Here is a 15,490-nt window from a genome sequence, read left to right as displayed (position 1 = left end):
GGACCCCGTATGGGAAGCCCTCAATTGAGATTCAATCAATAGACACAGGAGGACCTCATTTTCTATCACATGTGCAACATCTATTTCTAATCCCCTCTATATCCGAATGTCCGCCGCACCGCAAACAGCCGTTCTCGCAATGCTACGAGAACGGCTGCTGCCGGTTGACGGTATTTCAATAAAGTAGATGGTCCGCAAACGTCGGTGTCATCGGGACGATATGATAGTAGGTTTTGCCAGGGGCAAATGCCAGCTCCGAGCCATCCTTCATAATCCGGATCGCATCGTCGCCCCGCCGCTCCCACTCGGCTTCTACGGCTGTGCCTTGTCGGAATACGACCGCCGGACCGCCAGAGGTCAGATCCACGGCGAGTCTGCCCTCGCTGTCGAGCGTCCGATGCGAAGTGCCGAGGACGACCAGATTGGCTGCTGATAGCTGCTGATCATTATTCATGTCCGTATGCGGGCTGTCGTTGATCGACCGTAGATACTGACCGCTCGTCTCGTCATAGCTGTAGGACACCTTATAGCTCTTCAACAGGAAACTGATCTCGATCTCGGTCGCTGCATCGCCTATCACCAGCTCATCCTTGTCAAGGAACCGCATCACAGGAATCGGCACCTCGGTCTTATAGTTGCGGCGCTCGGCACCCTCGCGCAGCTTCTCCAGGTTGGAGTACAGGTTGTGCGGGGCCTTGCGGAACGACTCCCGCCAGAAGAAGCTGCCGGCATTGCCGATCTCGTCAAGGTAAGGCTTGGCCTGCCGCTGCAGGATCGAATAGGCCTCCGGACTGCCGCCCGCGTGCGCCAGCACCGCCTGGTAGCTCTCACCCAGCTCGATCAGATACGGGCGGATGCTGCGGATCGGTCCGATCGCTTCGGGGAAGCTCTGGCTCTGATAGATCGCGACCAGACGCGTGATGCCGCCTTCGGCGAGCACCTCCCAGATGACGTCCGCGCCGGTTAGTCCCGACTGGGGCCGCGCCGGCCCGTTGTTATTGATCATGACGGCGATCGGCCGGAGCGTCGCCTCTTCCTCCTGGAGCAGTCCTGTCAGAGGGGCCCGGAAGCCTGTCGGCTCCGGCTCGGGTTCAGGCTCTGTCACTACCGGCTCCTCGAGGGCAGGGGGGGCAGGCGGGACTGTCTCCAACGCTTCGTTGGTACTGCAAGCGGCCAGCAGCAGCAGAGCCAGCATGGCCAGCCCGGCACGGTACACGGTAATCCGCCGTTTCCATGTGGCAGATCCGTCTGCCGATCTTGGCTTGTTCAATTTCATCCATCCTTTTCCACGTTTCATAAGCTCGTCCCTTTTATTAAAACACACCCGCACCGGATTTGTCTTGGATTCTTACAAAGTAACCGGACTGCAGAGACTGTTTTTTTCGGAGCGGCCATGAATGGAAGCACAAAAAAGAATCGGCACACCGCATAGTGTCGGTGTCCGATTCGGGTCGTTCAGGTAGAAGACGTCTGGTCAGATACTCCAGTGATGCCACTGCTCGTGGCGTTTTTGCAGATCGTTCAGCCAGTGGATCGAGGCACCGATTGCTGCTTCCTGATGCTTTTGAGTCGAATACGTATGATCGGCCTGGAAGACAATCTCCTTGTCGCAGCCGCCGTCGCTGCGGGTCCAGAACACCTTTTGCAGGAGAAAGCTGTAATCGACCGGGATCACATCGTCGCTTGTGCCGTGGACGAGCAGGACATCGCCGCCGAAGCGGGGAGCCGCCTGGAACGGCTGATGCTGCATGAGCGATTCAAAGAAGACTGGCTGCAGCGCATAACCGGCATAGTCGGTCTGCCCGTTCTCGATTGCTTCGTCATAGCTCTCTCGGCCGATAATGCCAATGATATCATTGAACGGATAGGCAACCGGCGACCAGAGGATGAGCGACTTGACCCGGCGGTCCCTGACAGCGGTGAGCAGCGCTACAGCCCCGCCCAGACTATGGCCGAGCAGCGTAACGCGCAACGGATCCACGCAATCCATCTCCAGGACATAGTCCAGCGCCGTCCGTGTCTGATCGATCATCGATTCCAGCCCGAGTGATCCGTAATCGCCCTGACTCTCCCCGCATCCGCCATAGTCAAAACGCAGGACATAACTGCCCTGATCCGCCAACGCGCGCGCCGCCTTGACGAACAGCCGATCGGTCCCCATCCGGTTGCCTACGAAGCCATGGCAGATGACGATCACCGGCGCCTTAGCGCCGCTGTTCCCATTCGTCGGGTAATGCAGCGTCGCCGCCAAATCCAGTCCATCGTCCAAGTGATGCAGCGTCAGCGTTTTCTCCATCGTCCATCCACTCCGTTCAAAAAATAAATATATAACAATTCCAATGCATTTAGTTGGTTTTATTTCATCATACTCGCCTTACATTGGAATGTCAACTGACCGGTTACATAATCCATCTCGTTCGTGGACATCCTCCTACTATATAAAAACTCCGCTGCGGCCCGGTCTGCAGTGCGGCACAACCCAGCCTAACTTCACGATTCGAAAGGAGTATATGCCAATGAAGGCCTTTGTCCAATGGTTCGCTGAGCAGTGGCTAACTGTGCTGCTCATCGCAGGCGCCGTCATCGCCCTCATCATGGTCTACATGAAACGCAACGAATTGTTCATGCGGGAGTGACGTATATCAAACAACAACCCCCAAGCCTCCAACAAGCGGCCTGGGGGTTTAGTGGCTAATACACTTTCGGCACCTCGATATGCTCTGTCACGCCCTCTTCATCTGTGAAGTACAGATGCACATCGTGATCCTGATCATCCATGAAATACGAGACGTACCGACGCTCATCCCGCTTCATCGGCACGAGCAGCGTCGCGATGCGGTGCCCGCTCCGGCGCGGTGTCGCGGCGCGCAGATGCCAGTGCCGCTCCAGCCCCTCCAGCTCTGCGGGATCCACGCCCTCGAAGCTCTCGTGCCTGGTGAGCGTCAGATCGCCCGACGAGCAATAGACGAAGCGGCCGTCCAGCTCGGCCCGCTCTCCGATCACGCGGAAGGCCTGACCCGCCAGCTCTGGCTGCTGCAGCGTCTGCAGCAGCCAATCGACGGTGCCCGGCTGATCCAGATCGACCGAGTCGATCACGACGAAGTAGGAGCTGCGGACAAAGTAAATCTCCCGTACATAACGCTTCAGATAAGGGACTTGCTCCAGATAGGCCGCCGTCGCATCGCTGCGGCAATACCCGTGCGAGCCTTGCATCCCCGCTTCGAGGACACGGCCGGAGGCCGCCATGCAGAGCGCTTTGTTGGTCCCGGCATATTGACCCAGGCCGTCGATGAGCAGATTGTTGGTCGAGCGGGTCTGCCGCCGCCACTCCCGGTGCATCGTGCTGCCGAAGGCGACATAATGCCCGCTCTCGATCGCCAGCGGCTCCCCGTAGGCATGGAGCAGGAAGCCGTTCTGATCGCCATGGCTGTGGCTGATCGAGCCGTAGGGGCTGCTCTTGGCCAGCAGCATAATATGCTCCTGCGGATCATCCATCCTGCGGTGCATGGCGACCCAGCCGATATCGCGGAACCACTTCACCGGTTCGACTGCGCCATCCACCGGCACGACAGCCGGCACAGCCGGATAGCTGTGCCGGTACAGCATGTCATCGAAGCGAAAATCCCACCACCCATAGTTGTAGAACTTGCTGTCCGGATCAGGGTCCGTGCCCTCGATCTGCTCATAATACCACTGGTAGCGGCCATCGCCCGTCCAGCCCGCGAACTGCCGCATATTGAAGCCTGTCTTCAGGCTGGCCGGCTCGCCCAGCGTCGACTGGTCGCCGAAGCTGGCGCGCACGGTACCCGGCGGATTGCAGTAGAGCGGGTAGTCGCCCGTCTTGCGGAAGAACGGCCGTTCGAACAGCGCGAGCCCTGTATAGTGGTGCAGCAGGCCCAGCGCATCGATGACGTAGGCCATCCCTGTCGTCCAGTACATCGGCCCTTCCGCCCAGCCGCCGTCGCCGCCGCCCCAGGGAGTATAGATGCAGGCAAAGTAATCCACGGCATAGTCCAGCCATTCCCGGGCCTGCGGTTCTTCATGCAGCAAGGCAAGACAGCACGGGACCAGGACCGAGGATAGGGAGCGGACGGCATGGCTGTCAAACGGCACCTGATGGATCCGCGAGCGCTCCATGACATGAAATGCCACTTGCTCGGTCCGCCGGAGCAGCCGCTCCCGGACGAGCTGCCGCTCCTCGTCTGTCAGCTCGTCATACAGCCAGTCGTATCCCCAAGCCAACGCTCCGGCGATCCGGAAGGCGGCTTCATCGTTGTAATCCCGCGAGGTCGTCCCCTCCGTGTCCCAATCCGTCACGTGAAACAGCCATCGCTTGGCTGCATCCAGCAGCTGCCGGTCTTCCAGCACCCGGCCGGCCACGCTCAGATGACGGATCGCGTAGAGCGCCTCCTGACAGTCCATGTACATTCGTCGCCACAGGGACGCCACCCGCCGGTTCTCGGGGTACGGCGCGGGCTCGGCGATCAGCTCACGCTCCAGCCAAGGCAGCACTGATCCCGAGTAGAACTTCGGCCACCCGGCATAGCTGGGATCTGCCGCCAGCCGCCGCCGGAACTCGTCCAGGCCGTCCGGCCCGAGCCACAGCCGCGGATGGGCGGCCGCTGTATCCGCATACCGACCGGCTCTGTCAGGCAGCGCCGTCAGCGGTAATCCCTCCGGCACCGTGAAGCGCCGCACCTTGCTCCAGGACGATGCCGGGCGCGGGATCCGCTGCTGATCGCTCCACGCACCGTCATCTGCCGACTGGTTCAGTGCTCCATCGGCCGCCCCCTCCGCTACCGCGTAGCGCCAGTAGTAAGTTCCCGGCTCATACGCCTGATCCGGTACATACAGATTGTAAGGGACCGGCCCGACGGTCTTCGTCAGCTCGTCCTCAAACGATGGCGAAGTCGAGATCTGCAGCAGATAGTCCGTCCGCTCCGGCACAGCGGGGATCCAGGTGAAGCGGGGCGGATTTTCCAGCAGCGCCGTATCCTCGTCCGGTGCATACTGGATCGTTAACCGTCCGCTCTGCGGTTCGTACAACGTATGCATCTTCTATCCCTCCTCCAATCCGTCAGCCGTCATCCGGTAGGACCGCCGTTCTCCGTCGAGCTCAATGACAACCTTGCCCGGATCTTGCGCATCCTGCTGCAACTGCGGCTGCGCTGCTCCTGCGCTGTACACCGCGATAAAACGCGCAGCTGCGCTCCGGCTCCGCATCAGGATGCCCTCCATCATCCGGCTCGGATCGGTCGCCAGTCCCGGAGACTGGACGCGGATCACCTCGGTACCCGCTTCCGGCAGCAGCAGCAGATGAAGGAGACTTCGTTGTGTGCCTCCGGCTGTACCGGACAGAGCCGCTGCCCCCGATCCGCCTGCAGCCTCGACCTCACCAGCCGCGCCGGAGAGATCTGCATCTCCCGGTCCAGCCGCCGCCCCCGACTCTCCGGCAGCCGCCACACCAGCAGTCCTGGCGCTACCGTCCTCTCTGCGGCCGTCCGCCGGATGCCTATCCGCATGGGGCGCTGCGATGCATAGCGCCACCGCAGTGCTGCTCGGCTCACGCCGCTCCCCGCCTGCGGGCTCCGACGGCATGACGGTGGCCCCGTGATCACCATCGTCACCGGTCCATTCGCCGACCGGCCGGATATAGGCATAGCCGTCCTCCGTGCCGAGCGGGCCGGTCCGCGGCTGCCACTGCGCCAATCTTCCAATAGGCGGATGCACCGGTGCGCCCTCCTTCACTGCCGCTCTGGCAGCAGTTGCATCTTCCAAAGCATCATCTTGAGCCGCCACACCAACATAGTGAAACCACCAGTCGATCTGCTGCGGCTGCGCCAGCTCCACCTCATACCAATCGAGCACCCAGCCTGCCGTCACGATGACATGACGCGCCAACCGGCAGCCGGGGTACGCCTCGTCCGTCTCCAGCCAAGCATAAGCACGGCTATCCGACACGTCCAGCTTCTGCAGCCGTCCCGCCGCTGCGGACTGGGAGCGTCCGCCGACGGTGACCGTATTGTGGCAGGCGGTATGCGGATACCAGCCTTTCTTCAGCGGCGAGCCGTAAGGCACCGTCCCCCGGTCAGGCGCTACCGGCAGACACCCGCGGCCGATCATCAGGTTCAGCTTGTCATAGTGTCCGTGCGAGCCACCGTGCGGACCATAATCAACAAGACAGCTCAGCTCGTTTGCCGGATGCGACAGGATCGCCCAGCCGCTCTGCGGCAGCAGGCCGCTGGCCGGCGTCAGCTTCTCCAGCGCCAGCTCCCTGCCGCCGCTGCCATAGACCACGGCCTCCAGCCCGCTGCGCAGCGGTCGGCCGGACAGCTGGCGGTAGGCGTCCGCCAACAGCGGCTCATACTCGCGCCTGCCGAACCTGGCGTGACCGATCTCCAGCACCTCGGCGATCTCCCGGGCATACGGCACGCGGTCATACGGACCGTCATGCAGCGCCGGCAGTCTGCCGCCGCCATCTGCCAGCGTCACCAGCACATCACACATCCCCTGCAGCGACTGACCTTCCGCCCCTACCGCATCATATAGACCGATCCCACACCGCTCCGCCATCTCCGCTGTGATGAAGTAAGCGCGCAGCACGAAGACATGGTAGTAGATGCTGCCTTCGAACTCCAGCTGATCCGGCTGCACGGCGATGCCCAGATGATGCCGGAAGCCGCCCTCGCAAGCGACCAGCTCCGCCATACGCTGCCGCTCGCCTCTGGCGGCATAGACCGAAGCCAGCGCAGCGATCAGCCAGGCCGTGTAATTGTTCGCCGGCTCCTTGCGTTCATGCACCAGGATGCCGTGATACTCCCGCATGCTGCTCTCCAGCATACCGAAGAAGGAATCCAGCGCCGCCCGCTCACCGCCAAAATCAACGCCTTCATCGGCGAGCATCACGTACGCCCGGAGCAGGGTCGTCGCCCAGATCGCTTCGGTCAGCGCCTGATGAAAGGCCCGTCCCTTCAGCATCCAAGGCTGGGCCTCGGGATGGACCGGATAATCCGGGAACAGGCGGGCATAGCGGACGATGATCCGCCGTCCCAGCTCTGCATAGACCGCCTCGCCCGTCCCGGCATAGACAGCAGCCGCCTGCAGCGCATAGCGCGCCCACGCCTGATGGCGGAACACCAGCCAGGCGCCCCGGTACTCGGGGCCTTCCACTACACAGCCGTAGGGACAGCGATAGGCATGGGCATCTTCCTCCAGCGGATCGAACAGTAGCTCAGTATGATGCTCGGGGCAGACATACTGATGCCACCAGCCGCCGGGCTCCGTCGGGATCGGCGGCTCAAGGGCGGCCGCGGCCTCGCTGGGACCGGCCTGCCCCGCCAGCACCCGGTCCAGCTCTTCCTGCAGCTGCCGCAGCTCCTCCCTGCACCAGTCCTGCGCCGCCAGCTTGTCTGCGATCCTCATCGCATGAACATGCCGCCGTTGATCTCGATCGTCTCCCCCGTCAGATAGGCGGACAGATCGGAGCACAGATAGAGGGCGGCGCCTGCGACATCATCTGGCGTACCTTCCCGGCCCAGCGGGATGCCCGCAACAGTCGCCTTGCGGGCGGCCTCCGGCGTGAAGGTGGCATGGAAGGCGGTCTGGCCGATGAACCCCGGCGACAGCGCATTGACGAGGATGCCGCTGCCGGCCAGCTCCTTGGCCAGTCCTTTCGTATAGGCGATCACGGCAGCCTTGCTCGCCGCATAGATCGTGGCGCCTGGACCGCCGCCATTATGGGCGGCTACGGAAGTCAGGTTGATAATCCTGCCGCCGCCCGCGGCCTTCATGCCGGGGATGACAGCCTGACTGACGAACACCGTACTCTTCAGATTGACATCCAGCACGCGGGTGTACAACGACTCGGTCATCTCGCTATTAGCCAGCCGCTCGACCAGATGGCCGGCATTGTTGACCAGCAGCCCGACCGGCTCCCCCCATGTCTGCTCTACCTCGCCGATCAGACCTGCGATCTGTCCGATGTCCGTGACATCGGCCCGAAAGACGGCCGCCGCACCTCCAGCAGCCGTGATCTCTGCCGCTGCCGCCTCGGCGCCCTCCTTGTTGTTCAGATAGTTGACAGCCACCTTGGCCCCGCTCGCCGCCAGCATCCGCGCCACCGCGCGTCCGATGCCGCCGCTGGCTCCCGTCACCAGTGCGGTCTTGCCTGTAAGATCAATATGCATGTTAACTGCTCCTCTCTTCTTGCGGCATACTCATGGTGACCGTCGTGCCGCACTGCGGCGTACTGTCGACCTGGATGCCATAGTCATTGCCGAATACCATCTGGATGCGCCGATGCACATTCATAATGCCGATCCCGCCCCGGCTGTCCCGGATCGCCTCATCCTCCTCGCCGCCGGCCAGCCGGTTCTGCAGCAGCCTGCTGCGCAGCAGGGCCAGCCGCTCCGCGCTCATGCCGGCGCCATTGTCCGCCACGGTGATGAGCAGCCGCCCCGCCTCTTCGCGGGCATCGATCCGGATATAATGCTCCGGTCCGATACCGTCAGGGAAGGCGTGCTGGAACACATTTTCCACCAGCGGCTGCATCGTCAGCCGGACCATCTTCTGGAGCAGCAGCTCCGGAGGCACGAGTACCTCCACCTCGAACTCGCGCTGGATCCGGTGCTTCAGGATGATCAGATAATTGCGCACATGATTGAGCTCGTTGGCGATCGTGATCTCCTCCAGATGGGTCTGGACCGAATAGCGCAGCATATAGGCCATCGCTTCGACCATCTCGGAGATATCGCCGACATCCTGGACGATCGCATAGCAGTTGATCGTCTCCAGCGTATTGTATAGAAAATGCGGGTTGATCTGCAGCTGCAGCGCCTGGTACTCGGCCCGCTGCCGCTCCAGCAGGGTCGCCTGCAGGCGAAGCTGCGTCTTCTGGTTCTCCAGCTCGGCATCGTAGACCCGCTCGATCATCTCGGAGAGCCGGCCGACCATCAGGTTGTAGCTGTGCACGAGTCCGCCGATCTCGTCCTGGCGGGACGGCCCTTCGATATGCGTCCAGTTGCCCTTCTCCGTCTCCCGCATCCCGTCCTTGAGATGCCGGATCGGCCGGACGATCGAGCGGCCGAAGCGGATCGCGATCACCGAGCCGAGGACGAGCGTCACCAGTCCGACCGTGATCGTCGTCGTCCGGATGCTGGAGATCGGCGCGCGCAGCTCGGCGAGCGGCACCGACACGGCCAGACTCCAGCCCGAGTACTCCGAGGTCCGCGAGACGACCATCGCGCGCTCCTCGCCGACTTTGCGGACCAGCCGGTTCTCCCCGCGCAGGATCGGCTCCCGCACATCCGTCTCCAGCAGAGCCGCCAGCGCGCCGTCATCTGGCTCGTAGATCACTTCGCCGAACCGGTCCAGGATGAAGAAGTAGCCGCCCTCGCCCAGATCGAGCTGGCTCCACAGATCCGTCAGCTGCTGCTTGTTGAACTCGATCGCGAGCACACCCTTGACATCATAGGAGGCGTAGCCGCGGATCTTGCGCGCGACCGTGATCACTTCGTCTCTGTCGCTCTGGAGCAGACTCGTGTTGAGGATGGCGATCTCGCCCGTATCCGGCGTCTTGGCGCCCAGCTCCTGCAGCCTTGCCGACGGATCGACAGAGATCGCCGAGAAGCTCTGGTTGTGATCGAAGATCGAACGTCCGTGATCACCCAGGATATAGATCATGTGGATCTGCGTCGGATAGGTGATGAGCACGCGCTGGAACACATCCTTGCGGATCTGGTTTGAGAAGTTGTAGTATTCGTAGCTGTCCGCAGGATCCATATCGAGAAAGCGCTTCACGATCTGCTGGGACAGGATCGAATTGCTGACCCGCTCGAACGTCATGAGCTGATTGTCCGTCTGCATCGCGGCGTTATTGATCACCTGGGCCATATATTTCTCCACCTGCGCATCCATCGCCCGCGACGACTCCAGGTAAGAGAAGATGCCGACCATGGAGAGGGAGAAGACGATGACGATCAGGAAATACACGAATAACTGACGCGCCAGACTGCGCCTCATCCCTGGATCCCCAGCAACCCGCGGTATTCGGCCGGCGTATAGCCGGTGCTGCGCTTGAACGTCTTGGTGAAATGAGGATGGTCGGCGTAGCCTACCTCAAAAGAAATGTCCGTAATCTTGTACTGCGGCTGTGCCAGCAGACGCTTGGCCAGCTCCATCCTGCGTCTGGTCCGGTACTGGACGAAGGTCTCGCCAGCCACCTGGCGGAACAGCTGACTGAGATAGGAAGCGTTCAGTCCGAGCCGTTCCGCCACTTCCTCCAGCGTAAGCTCGCTCGAGAGATGCTGCTCGATATAACGCTTCGCTTCCTCGATCGGCTCCTTCGGATTGCCCTTGCGCTTGCTGCGGATCATTGCAGTCAGCCGGCTGGCCTCCTCGCGCAGCCAATCGTAGCACTGCTGCTCGTCCGCCAGATGATCCGTACCGGCCCGCTCGCAGTCAAGCGTATACACATCGCGCCGGTTGAGCGCCTGCAGCAGCCCGTCATGCAGCTCGGCGACGAGCTCGCGGAGCTGCCGCACCCCCATCTGATGCGTGCGGCAATACCGCTCCAGCTCCTCCAGCGTCGCCTGGACCTGCTCTTCCTGCAGCATCCATACCGCCTGATCCAGCGACTCCAGCCATTGCCCCGACAGGGACAACGGGATATACCCGCCCGGCCGCTCCTCGCGCAGCTTCTCCAGCAGCTTGGATACCGTCTCCTGCACAGCTGCCCTGGTTACTGGCTTCAATAAATATTGCTTGACCCCCCAGCCCATACACTGGCGGGCGTATTCAAAATCCCCGTAGCCGGAGACGACGACGATCTGCACATCCTTGTACGCTTCGCTTACCCTGCGGCACAGCTCCAGTCCGTCCATGCGGGGCATCCGGATATCCGTGAACAGCAAGTCCGGCTGCAGCTTCGCCATCTGCTCCAATGCATCCACTCCGTCTACGGCGGCAGCCGTCTCCGTGATCTGCGCATCGGCCTGCCGGATCAGCTTGGTCAGGCCTTGTCGTATCATGGGTTCGTCATCCACTATCAGCACTCGGACCATCTGAAGCCTCTCCCTTCGGTGTAGCGTCCCGTAGACCGCATCGGCTATTTATGCATACCGCAGGTGCGATCTACGAGCTCGCTTAGTATCACCCATTGTATAGGAAGCGTCCCGCAGGGTAAATCTTATTCGAAAGCGTTCTCCTGATTGTTGTAGCGCTCCGTCGCCTCTTCGATAATTTCCTTGCCGCCCTTGGACAGATATTCCTCCAGTACAGCCTCGTAGTTATCGATCGGCTCTCTGCCGTACACCATCCGCAGCACATGCTCCAGGATCAGCGGCGGCATCTCATCGGACTTCGGATTGAGGTCAGGGTAGCGGATCAGCGCATCCAGCCGCGGATCGAACTCGATGCCTTTGCGTCCCTCATCCGCCAGCATGTTATCGAACGCGTCGATCATCTGCTGCCCGGTCTCCGTCAGCGAGGACACCATCTTGTTGTACGTCGTATCCTGCACGAGCCACAGCCAGTAGTTCAGATAACGCATCTTGTCCGTACCGGCCGTATCGGTCGGCACCTCGAAGGACGGCTCGCCGTTGACCACGGTATAGTCCTCGCCCTCCAGACCGTAACTGAAGAACAACTCGGCCTCCTCGCTCACCATCCAGTTGAAAAACTTCACGATCTCGGCAGCCTTGGCCTCCGCTTTCTTATTGATATAGAAGGAACGGGTCACCGGGTTGTAGTGGGCATACCCGCCGCCGCCATCCGGTCCGACCGGCGAAGGGATGAGCGCCACGCGGGCATCCGGCACATTTTCCATCAGCTGGGCGCCCCAGATCGGCAATTCATTGGCGTTCATCGACCACATGCCTGCCTTGCCGCTGGTGACGATGCTGCGGAAGTCGGTGCTCTCGATCGTCGCGAACTCGCGGCTGATCAGACCCTCGTCGTGCATCGTCTTATAGACGCCGATCGCCGCCTTCATGTTTTCGACATCAAAGAAGTTCGGCTTGACCTGGCCATCCGGGAACAGCTTGAATTGATTGAGATACCCCAGCACATCGTAAGCACCGAAGAACGTATCGGCGTACTTGAAGTTCTGGCGTCCTGCAAACGGCTGCTCCACTCCCGCTTCCTTGAAGGCGCGCAGCACCTCCATCGTCTCCTCGACCGTCGTCGGGATCTCCTTGCCTACCTGCTCCAACAGATCGGTGCGGATCCAGGTCGCGCGGCGCGAAGGATTGGACAAAATCTCCGGTATGCCGTAAATATTCCCTGTCTTCGCATCCGTCATACGCGCCCACGCCTCTTCGGGGATGAACGCCAGCAGATCCTGGCCGTGCTCCTCCAGCAAGTCGTTCAGCGGCAGGAAGACGCCGTTCTCGACCGCCCCGGCGAGCTCCGGCCCGCTGATGCCGCCGCTGCCCTGCACGACATCGGGGATGTCGTTGGTAGCGAACATCTGCACCATTTTGTCCTGGTATTCATTGTGCGGGATCAGCCGGATGTCGAGATCGGTGTTGGTCTTCTCCTCCAGCGCCATCACATATTGGTCCTTATTGATATCCGGGTGCTTCTCCACATACGCTACATTGAGCGTCCGCATCGAGATCGAGAACGATGTCGGCCCCTGCGCCTCCGGCGTCTCTGCGTTTCCTTCCGCACTGCCTGTACCGGCTGGCTGGTTATTATTTCCTGAACATCCTGCCACCAGGGCGAGGACGAGGATCAGCATGAGCATAAGAACGGCTTGCTTTGGCATAGTACCCCTCTTTTCTATTGATAATAGCGCTTACAATCACGAAGCTATCGTCTTATGATTTGATCGAACCGATCAGCATCCCTTTGATGAAGAAACGCTGCAGGAACGGATAGATCATAATAATCGGAATCGTCGCGACGAGGATAACCGCCATCTGTACGCCCTGCACGGATTGGGAGGTGACCTCGAAGGCCAGATTGCCGGTGTCGCTCAGATCGTCGGTGATGAGCAGCTCCCGCAGCTTCACCTGGAGCGGGTATTTGGCGCGGTCATTTATATAGTACAACGCATCCATGTACTTGTTCCAGTTTGTCACCGAGTAAAAGATTCCCACTGTTGCCAGTGCCGGCTTGGACAGCGGCAGGACGATGCTCCACAGTGTGCGCAGCTCGCTGCAGCCGTCGATCCGCGAGGAATCGATCAGCTCTGTCGGCAGCTGGGCGAAGAACGACCGCAGCACGAACAGATTGAAGGCGCTGATCGCTGTAGGGATCATGAGCGCCCAGAGCGTATTGACCAGGCCGATCTCCCGCATCAGGATGAACTGGGGGATGAGCGGCGCGCTGAAGATCATCGTCAGCAGGATGACCATCAGCACCAGCCGCCTACCGACATACTCCTGTCTGGATAACGGGTAGGCCAGCGTCGCCGTCGCCGCCAGATTGATGAAGGTCCCCAGCACCGTGATATAGACCGAGATGCCGAACGCCCGCCAGATCGAGACATCCTCGAACACGTACTTGTAATACTGCGTCGTGATCTCCACCGGCCAGAACATCACCTCTCCCCGGTCGATGGCGCCGGCGCTGCTGAGCGACTGGGCGATGACATTCAGAAACGGCAGGAACATGGTCAAAGACAGCACCGTCAGGAACGTATAGTTGAAAATAAGAAACAGCTTGCGGCTCAAACTTTCCCGCCGGACCATGGTATGCCCCCTTTCTTTAAAATCTAGAAGCGTGGTGGTACGTGTCGGAGAGGACGGAATCGGCCGAAACACATCACCTCTAGTACAGCGATTCGCCGGTGGCTTTTTTGCTGAGCGTGTTAGCGATGGCGAGCAGGAACAGGCCGACCACCGATTTGAACAATCCGATCGCTGTCGCATAGCTGTACTGCATCTGCGTCAGGCCCGCCTTGTAGATATAGGTGTCGAGAATCTCGCTATTGCGAATATTGAGCGGATTCTGGAAGACGAAGACGCGCTCGAAGCCGTAATCCAGGAAGTCGCCCATCTTCAGCAGGAACAGGATCGTGATGACCGGCAGCAGCGCCGGCAGCGTGATGTTCAGCATCTGCCGCCATCGTCCGGCGCCGTCCATCTCGGCCGCTTCGTACAGATCGGGATTGATGCTCGCCAGCGCCGCCAGATAGATGATCGTGCCCCAGCCGACGTCCCGCCACAGCCCCGAACCTACCAGCACGGTACGGATGTATGAATCTTCGCCGAGGAAGTAGATCGGTCCGATGCCGATCCAGCCCAGCATGACGTTGGCGATCCCGGAGGACGGCGACAGCACGCCGATGAAGATACCGCTTACAATAACCCATGAGAGAAAATGCGGCGCATAGATGACGGTCTGCACGATCTTCTTGTACAGCACGAGCCGGACTTCATTGAGCAGCAGCGCCAGGATGATCGGTGCCGTAAAGGCAAACGCGATGTCATAGATACCGAGCAGCAGTGTGTTCTTGAGGATATTCAGGAAGTCGTAATGGCTGAACATCCGCGTAAAATGTTCCATCCCCACCCACGGACTGCCGCTGAAGCCGGCGAACAGGTTATAGTTCTGAAACGCAATGACGGAGCCCATCAGCGGGATGTATTTGAAGATCAGGAAGTAGAGGATGCCCGGCAGCGACAGGAAGTAGAGCGCCTTGTACTTCCACATGAAACGCAGCATGCGCTTCTTGTCGCGGGGCTGCGCCTTGTTCACTGTAGTGGGGGCGGCCGTCGTTGCATCCATGCTCATCCCCCCTTGGCGCGCAGGTTGGCCGGCGCGTTGTCGTCCAGCGGCTTCTCGTCAAAGGTAATATGGATATACTCCGGCTCCCGGTCGATGATCCGGGACAGCTCGCGCGTGAACACCTCTACGATCTCGTCCTTCTGTTCTTTTGAGCGGCCTTCATACATTTCAATTTTGATTTTTGGCATGCGGTGCAGCCTCCTTTAGCGATAGGTTACAGCTGTAGCTCTATCCTACTTTGGTTTGGCAGCGCCAACAATGGAGTGGCTTTACGTGCAGTTGTGTTTTTTTTAGGTCGGTGGTTGGGCGCTCGCAGGCAGCCGCTTCCGCGTTAATTTGTCCACCACTGTCCCTCTCGCCTTCTAACGAAACTTTCTTTCCTTACAGCAACACCAAACCCGCATTCTGCGCACCACTTGTGAAATGACTCCCCTTCTTCACGCAAGGTGAAACGGCTGCCGCCGTCCTTTGGCGGCGCAGCAAGTTTCATTCCGTTGAAATAAGAGCCATTTAGATGTGCGCAGCATATAAATTCTATTATTTTCAAAAAGACGCCGGGGCAGGCTTCGCTACCTGGTTCCCGGCGTCTTGGCGCACTAGTAAGGCCGTGCTAGTTGCGTAGTGCTGGTCGTAGTGCTGGTTACGTCGTGCTGCTGGCTAATCCTTTTTGCGTCGTGCTTGTTGCCTCATGTTTACTGGTTATGCCGCTCCCTTGCTTATTGCTCTCATGCTTATTACTCTCAGGCTTATACTCTCA

11 protein-coding genes are annotated in these 15,490 nt (G+C 60.3%); all 11 read right to left on the bottom strand.

Features of this window, described 5'->3' with window-relative positions; all coding sequences use genetic code 11:
• Positions 1 to 175 precede the first annotated feature (175 nt).
• Entirely contained in the window at positions 176 to 1,276 is a 1,101-nt protein-coding gene (locus ABC336_RS20610; RefSeq protein WP_413240439.1) for a DUF3048 domain-containing protein, read from the bottom strand.
• A gap of 198 nt (positions 1,277 to 1,474) precedes the next feature.
• Positions 1,475 to 2,296, bottom strand: a complete 822-nt coding sequence (locus tag ABC336_RS20605; RefSeq protein ID WP_413240438.1) for an alpha/beta hydrolase — start codon at positions 2,294 to 2,296, stop codon at positions 1,475 to 1,477.
• A gap of 395 nt (positions 2,297 to 2,691) precedes the next feature.
• Entirely contained in the window at positions 2,692 to 5,055 is a 2,364-nt protein-coding gene (locus tag ABC336_RS20600) for a DUF4962 domain-containing protein (RefSeq protein ID WP_413240437.1), read from the bottom strand.
• 3 nt (positions 5,056 to 5,058) lie between these two features.
• The gene (locus ABC336_RS20595; protein ID WP_413240436.1) at positions 5,059 to 7,422 is read right to left on the bottom strand and encodes a heparinase II/III domain-containing protein; all 2,364 of its coding nucleotides are present in this window, start codon (positions 7,420 to 7,422) and stop codon (positions 5,059 to 5,061) included.
• Complete coding sequence (locus ABC336_RS20590) at positions 7,419 to 8,186, bottom strand: SDR family NAD(P)-dependent oxidoreductase (RefSeq protein WP_413240435.1); 768 nt, start codon at positions 8,184 to 8,186, stop codon at positions 7,419 to 7,421. Before ABC336_RS20590 ends, ABC336_RS20595 begins: the two co-directional genes overlap by 4 nt.
• Position 8,187: 1 nt before the next feature.
• Complete coding sequence (locus tag ABC336_RS20585; RefSeq protein ID WP_413240434.1) at positions 8,188 to 10,020, bottom strand: cache domain-containing sensor histidine kinase; 1,833 nt, start codon at positions 10,018 to 10,020, stop codon at positions 8,188 to 8,190.
• Positions 10,017 to 11,060: a response regulator gene (locus ABC336_RS20580; protein WP_413240433.1), complete on the bottom strand. Its 1,044-nt coding sequence runs from the start codon at positions 11,058 to 11,060 to the stop codon at positions 10,017 to 10,019. Before ABC336_RS20580 ends, ABC336_RS20585 begins: the two co-directional genes overlap by 4 nt.
• 125 nt (positions 11,061 to 11,185) lie before the next feature.
• Positions 11,186 to 12,766, bottom strand: a complete 1,581-nt coding sequence (locus ABC336_RS20575; RefSeq protein WP_413240432.1) for an extracellular solute-binding protein — start codon at positions 12,764 to 12,766, stop codon at positions 11,186 to 11,188.
• Between the two features lie 52 nt (positions 12,767 to 12,818).
• Positions 12,819 to 13,694: a carbohydrate ABC transporter permease gene (locus tag ABC336_RS20570; RefSeq protein ID WP_413240431.1), complete on the bottom strand. Its 876-nt coding sequence runs from the start codon at positions 13,692 to 13,694 to the stop codon at positions 12,819 to 12,821.
• A 79-nt stretch (positions 13,695 to 13,773) separates the two neighbouring features.
• Entirely contained in the window at positions 13,774 to 14,733 is a 960-nt protein-coding gene (locus ABC336_RS20565) for an ABC transporter permease (protein WP_413240430.1), read from the bottom strand.
• Positions 14,734 to 14,735: 2 nt separating this feature from the next.
• The gene (locus tag ABC336_RS20560; protein ID WP_413240429.1) at positions 14,736 to 14,921 is read right to left on the bottom strand and encodes a tautomerase family protein; all 186 of its coding nucleotides are present in this window, start codon (positions 14,919 to 14,921) and stop codon (positions 14,736 to 14,738) included.
• Between the last annotated feature and the right edge of the window lie 569 nt (positions 14,922 to 15,490).

It is taken from the genome of Paenibacillus jepli (assembly GCF_047238105.1).
Taxonomy (GTDB): Bacteria; Bacillota; Bacilli; order Paenibacillales; family Paenibacillaceae; genus Paenibacillus_D.
Note: the sequence above shows the minus strand (reverse complement) of the source record. Positions and strands in the feature narration are given on the sequence as shown.

Coding starts and splice junctions, on each gene's coding strand:
- ABC336_RS20610 (WP_413240439.1), bottom strand. CDS start 1,276: ATGAAATTGAACAAGCCAAGATCGGCAGACGGATCTGCCACATGGAAA.
- ABC336_RS20590 (WP_413240435.1), bottom strand. CDS start 8,186: ATGCATATTGATCTTACAGGCAAGACCGCACTGGTGACGGGAGCCAGC.
- ABC336_RS20605 (WP_413240438.1), bottom strand. CDS start 2,296: ATGGAGAAAACGCTGACGCTGCATCACTTGGACGATGGACTGGATTTG.
- ABC336_RS20575 (WP_413240432.1), bottom strand. CDS start 12,766: ATGCCAAAGCAAGCCGTTCTTATGCTCATGCTGATCCTCGTCCTCGCC.
- ABC336_RS20560 (WP_413240429.1), bottom strand. CDS start 14,921: ATGCCAAAAATCAAAATTGAAATGTATGAAGGCCGCTCAAAAGAACAG.
- ABC336_RS20565 (WP_413240430.1), bottom strand. CDS start 14,733: ATGGATGCAACGACGGCCGCCCCCACTACAGTGAACAAGGCGCAGCCC.
- ABC336_RS20585 (WP_413240434.1), bottom strand. CDS start 10,020: ATGAGGCGCAGTCTGGCGCGTCAGTTATTCGTGTATTTCCTGATCGTC.
- ABC336_RS20595 (WP_413240436.1), bottom strand. CDS start 7,422: ATGAGGATCGCAGACAAGCTGGCGGCGCAGGACTGGTGCAGGGAGGAG.
- ABC336_RS20580 (WP_413240433.1), bottom strand. CDS start 11,060: ATGGTCCGAGTGCTGATAGTGGATGACGAACCCATGATACGACAAGGC.
- ABC336_RS20570 (WP_413240431.1), bottom strand. CDS start 13,694: ATGGTCCGGCGGGAAAGTTTGAGCCGCAAGCTGTTTCTTATTTTCAAC.
- ABC336_RS20600 (WP_413240437.1), bottom strand. CDS start 5,055: ATGCATACGTTGTACGAACCGCAGAGCGGACGGTTAACGATCCAGTAT.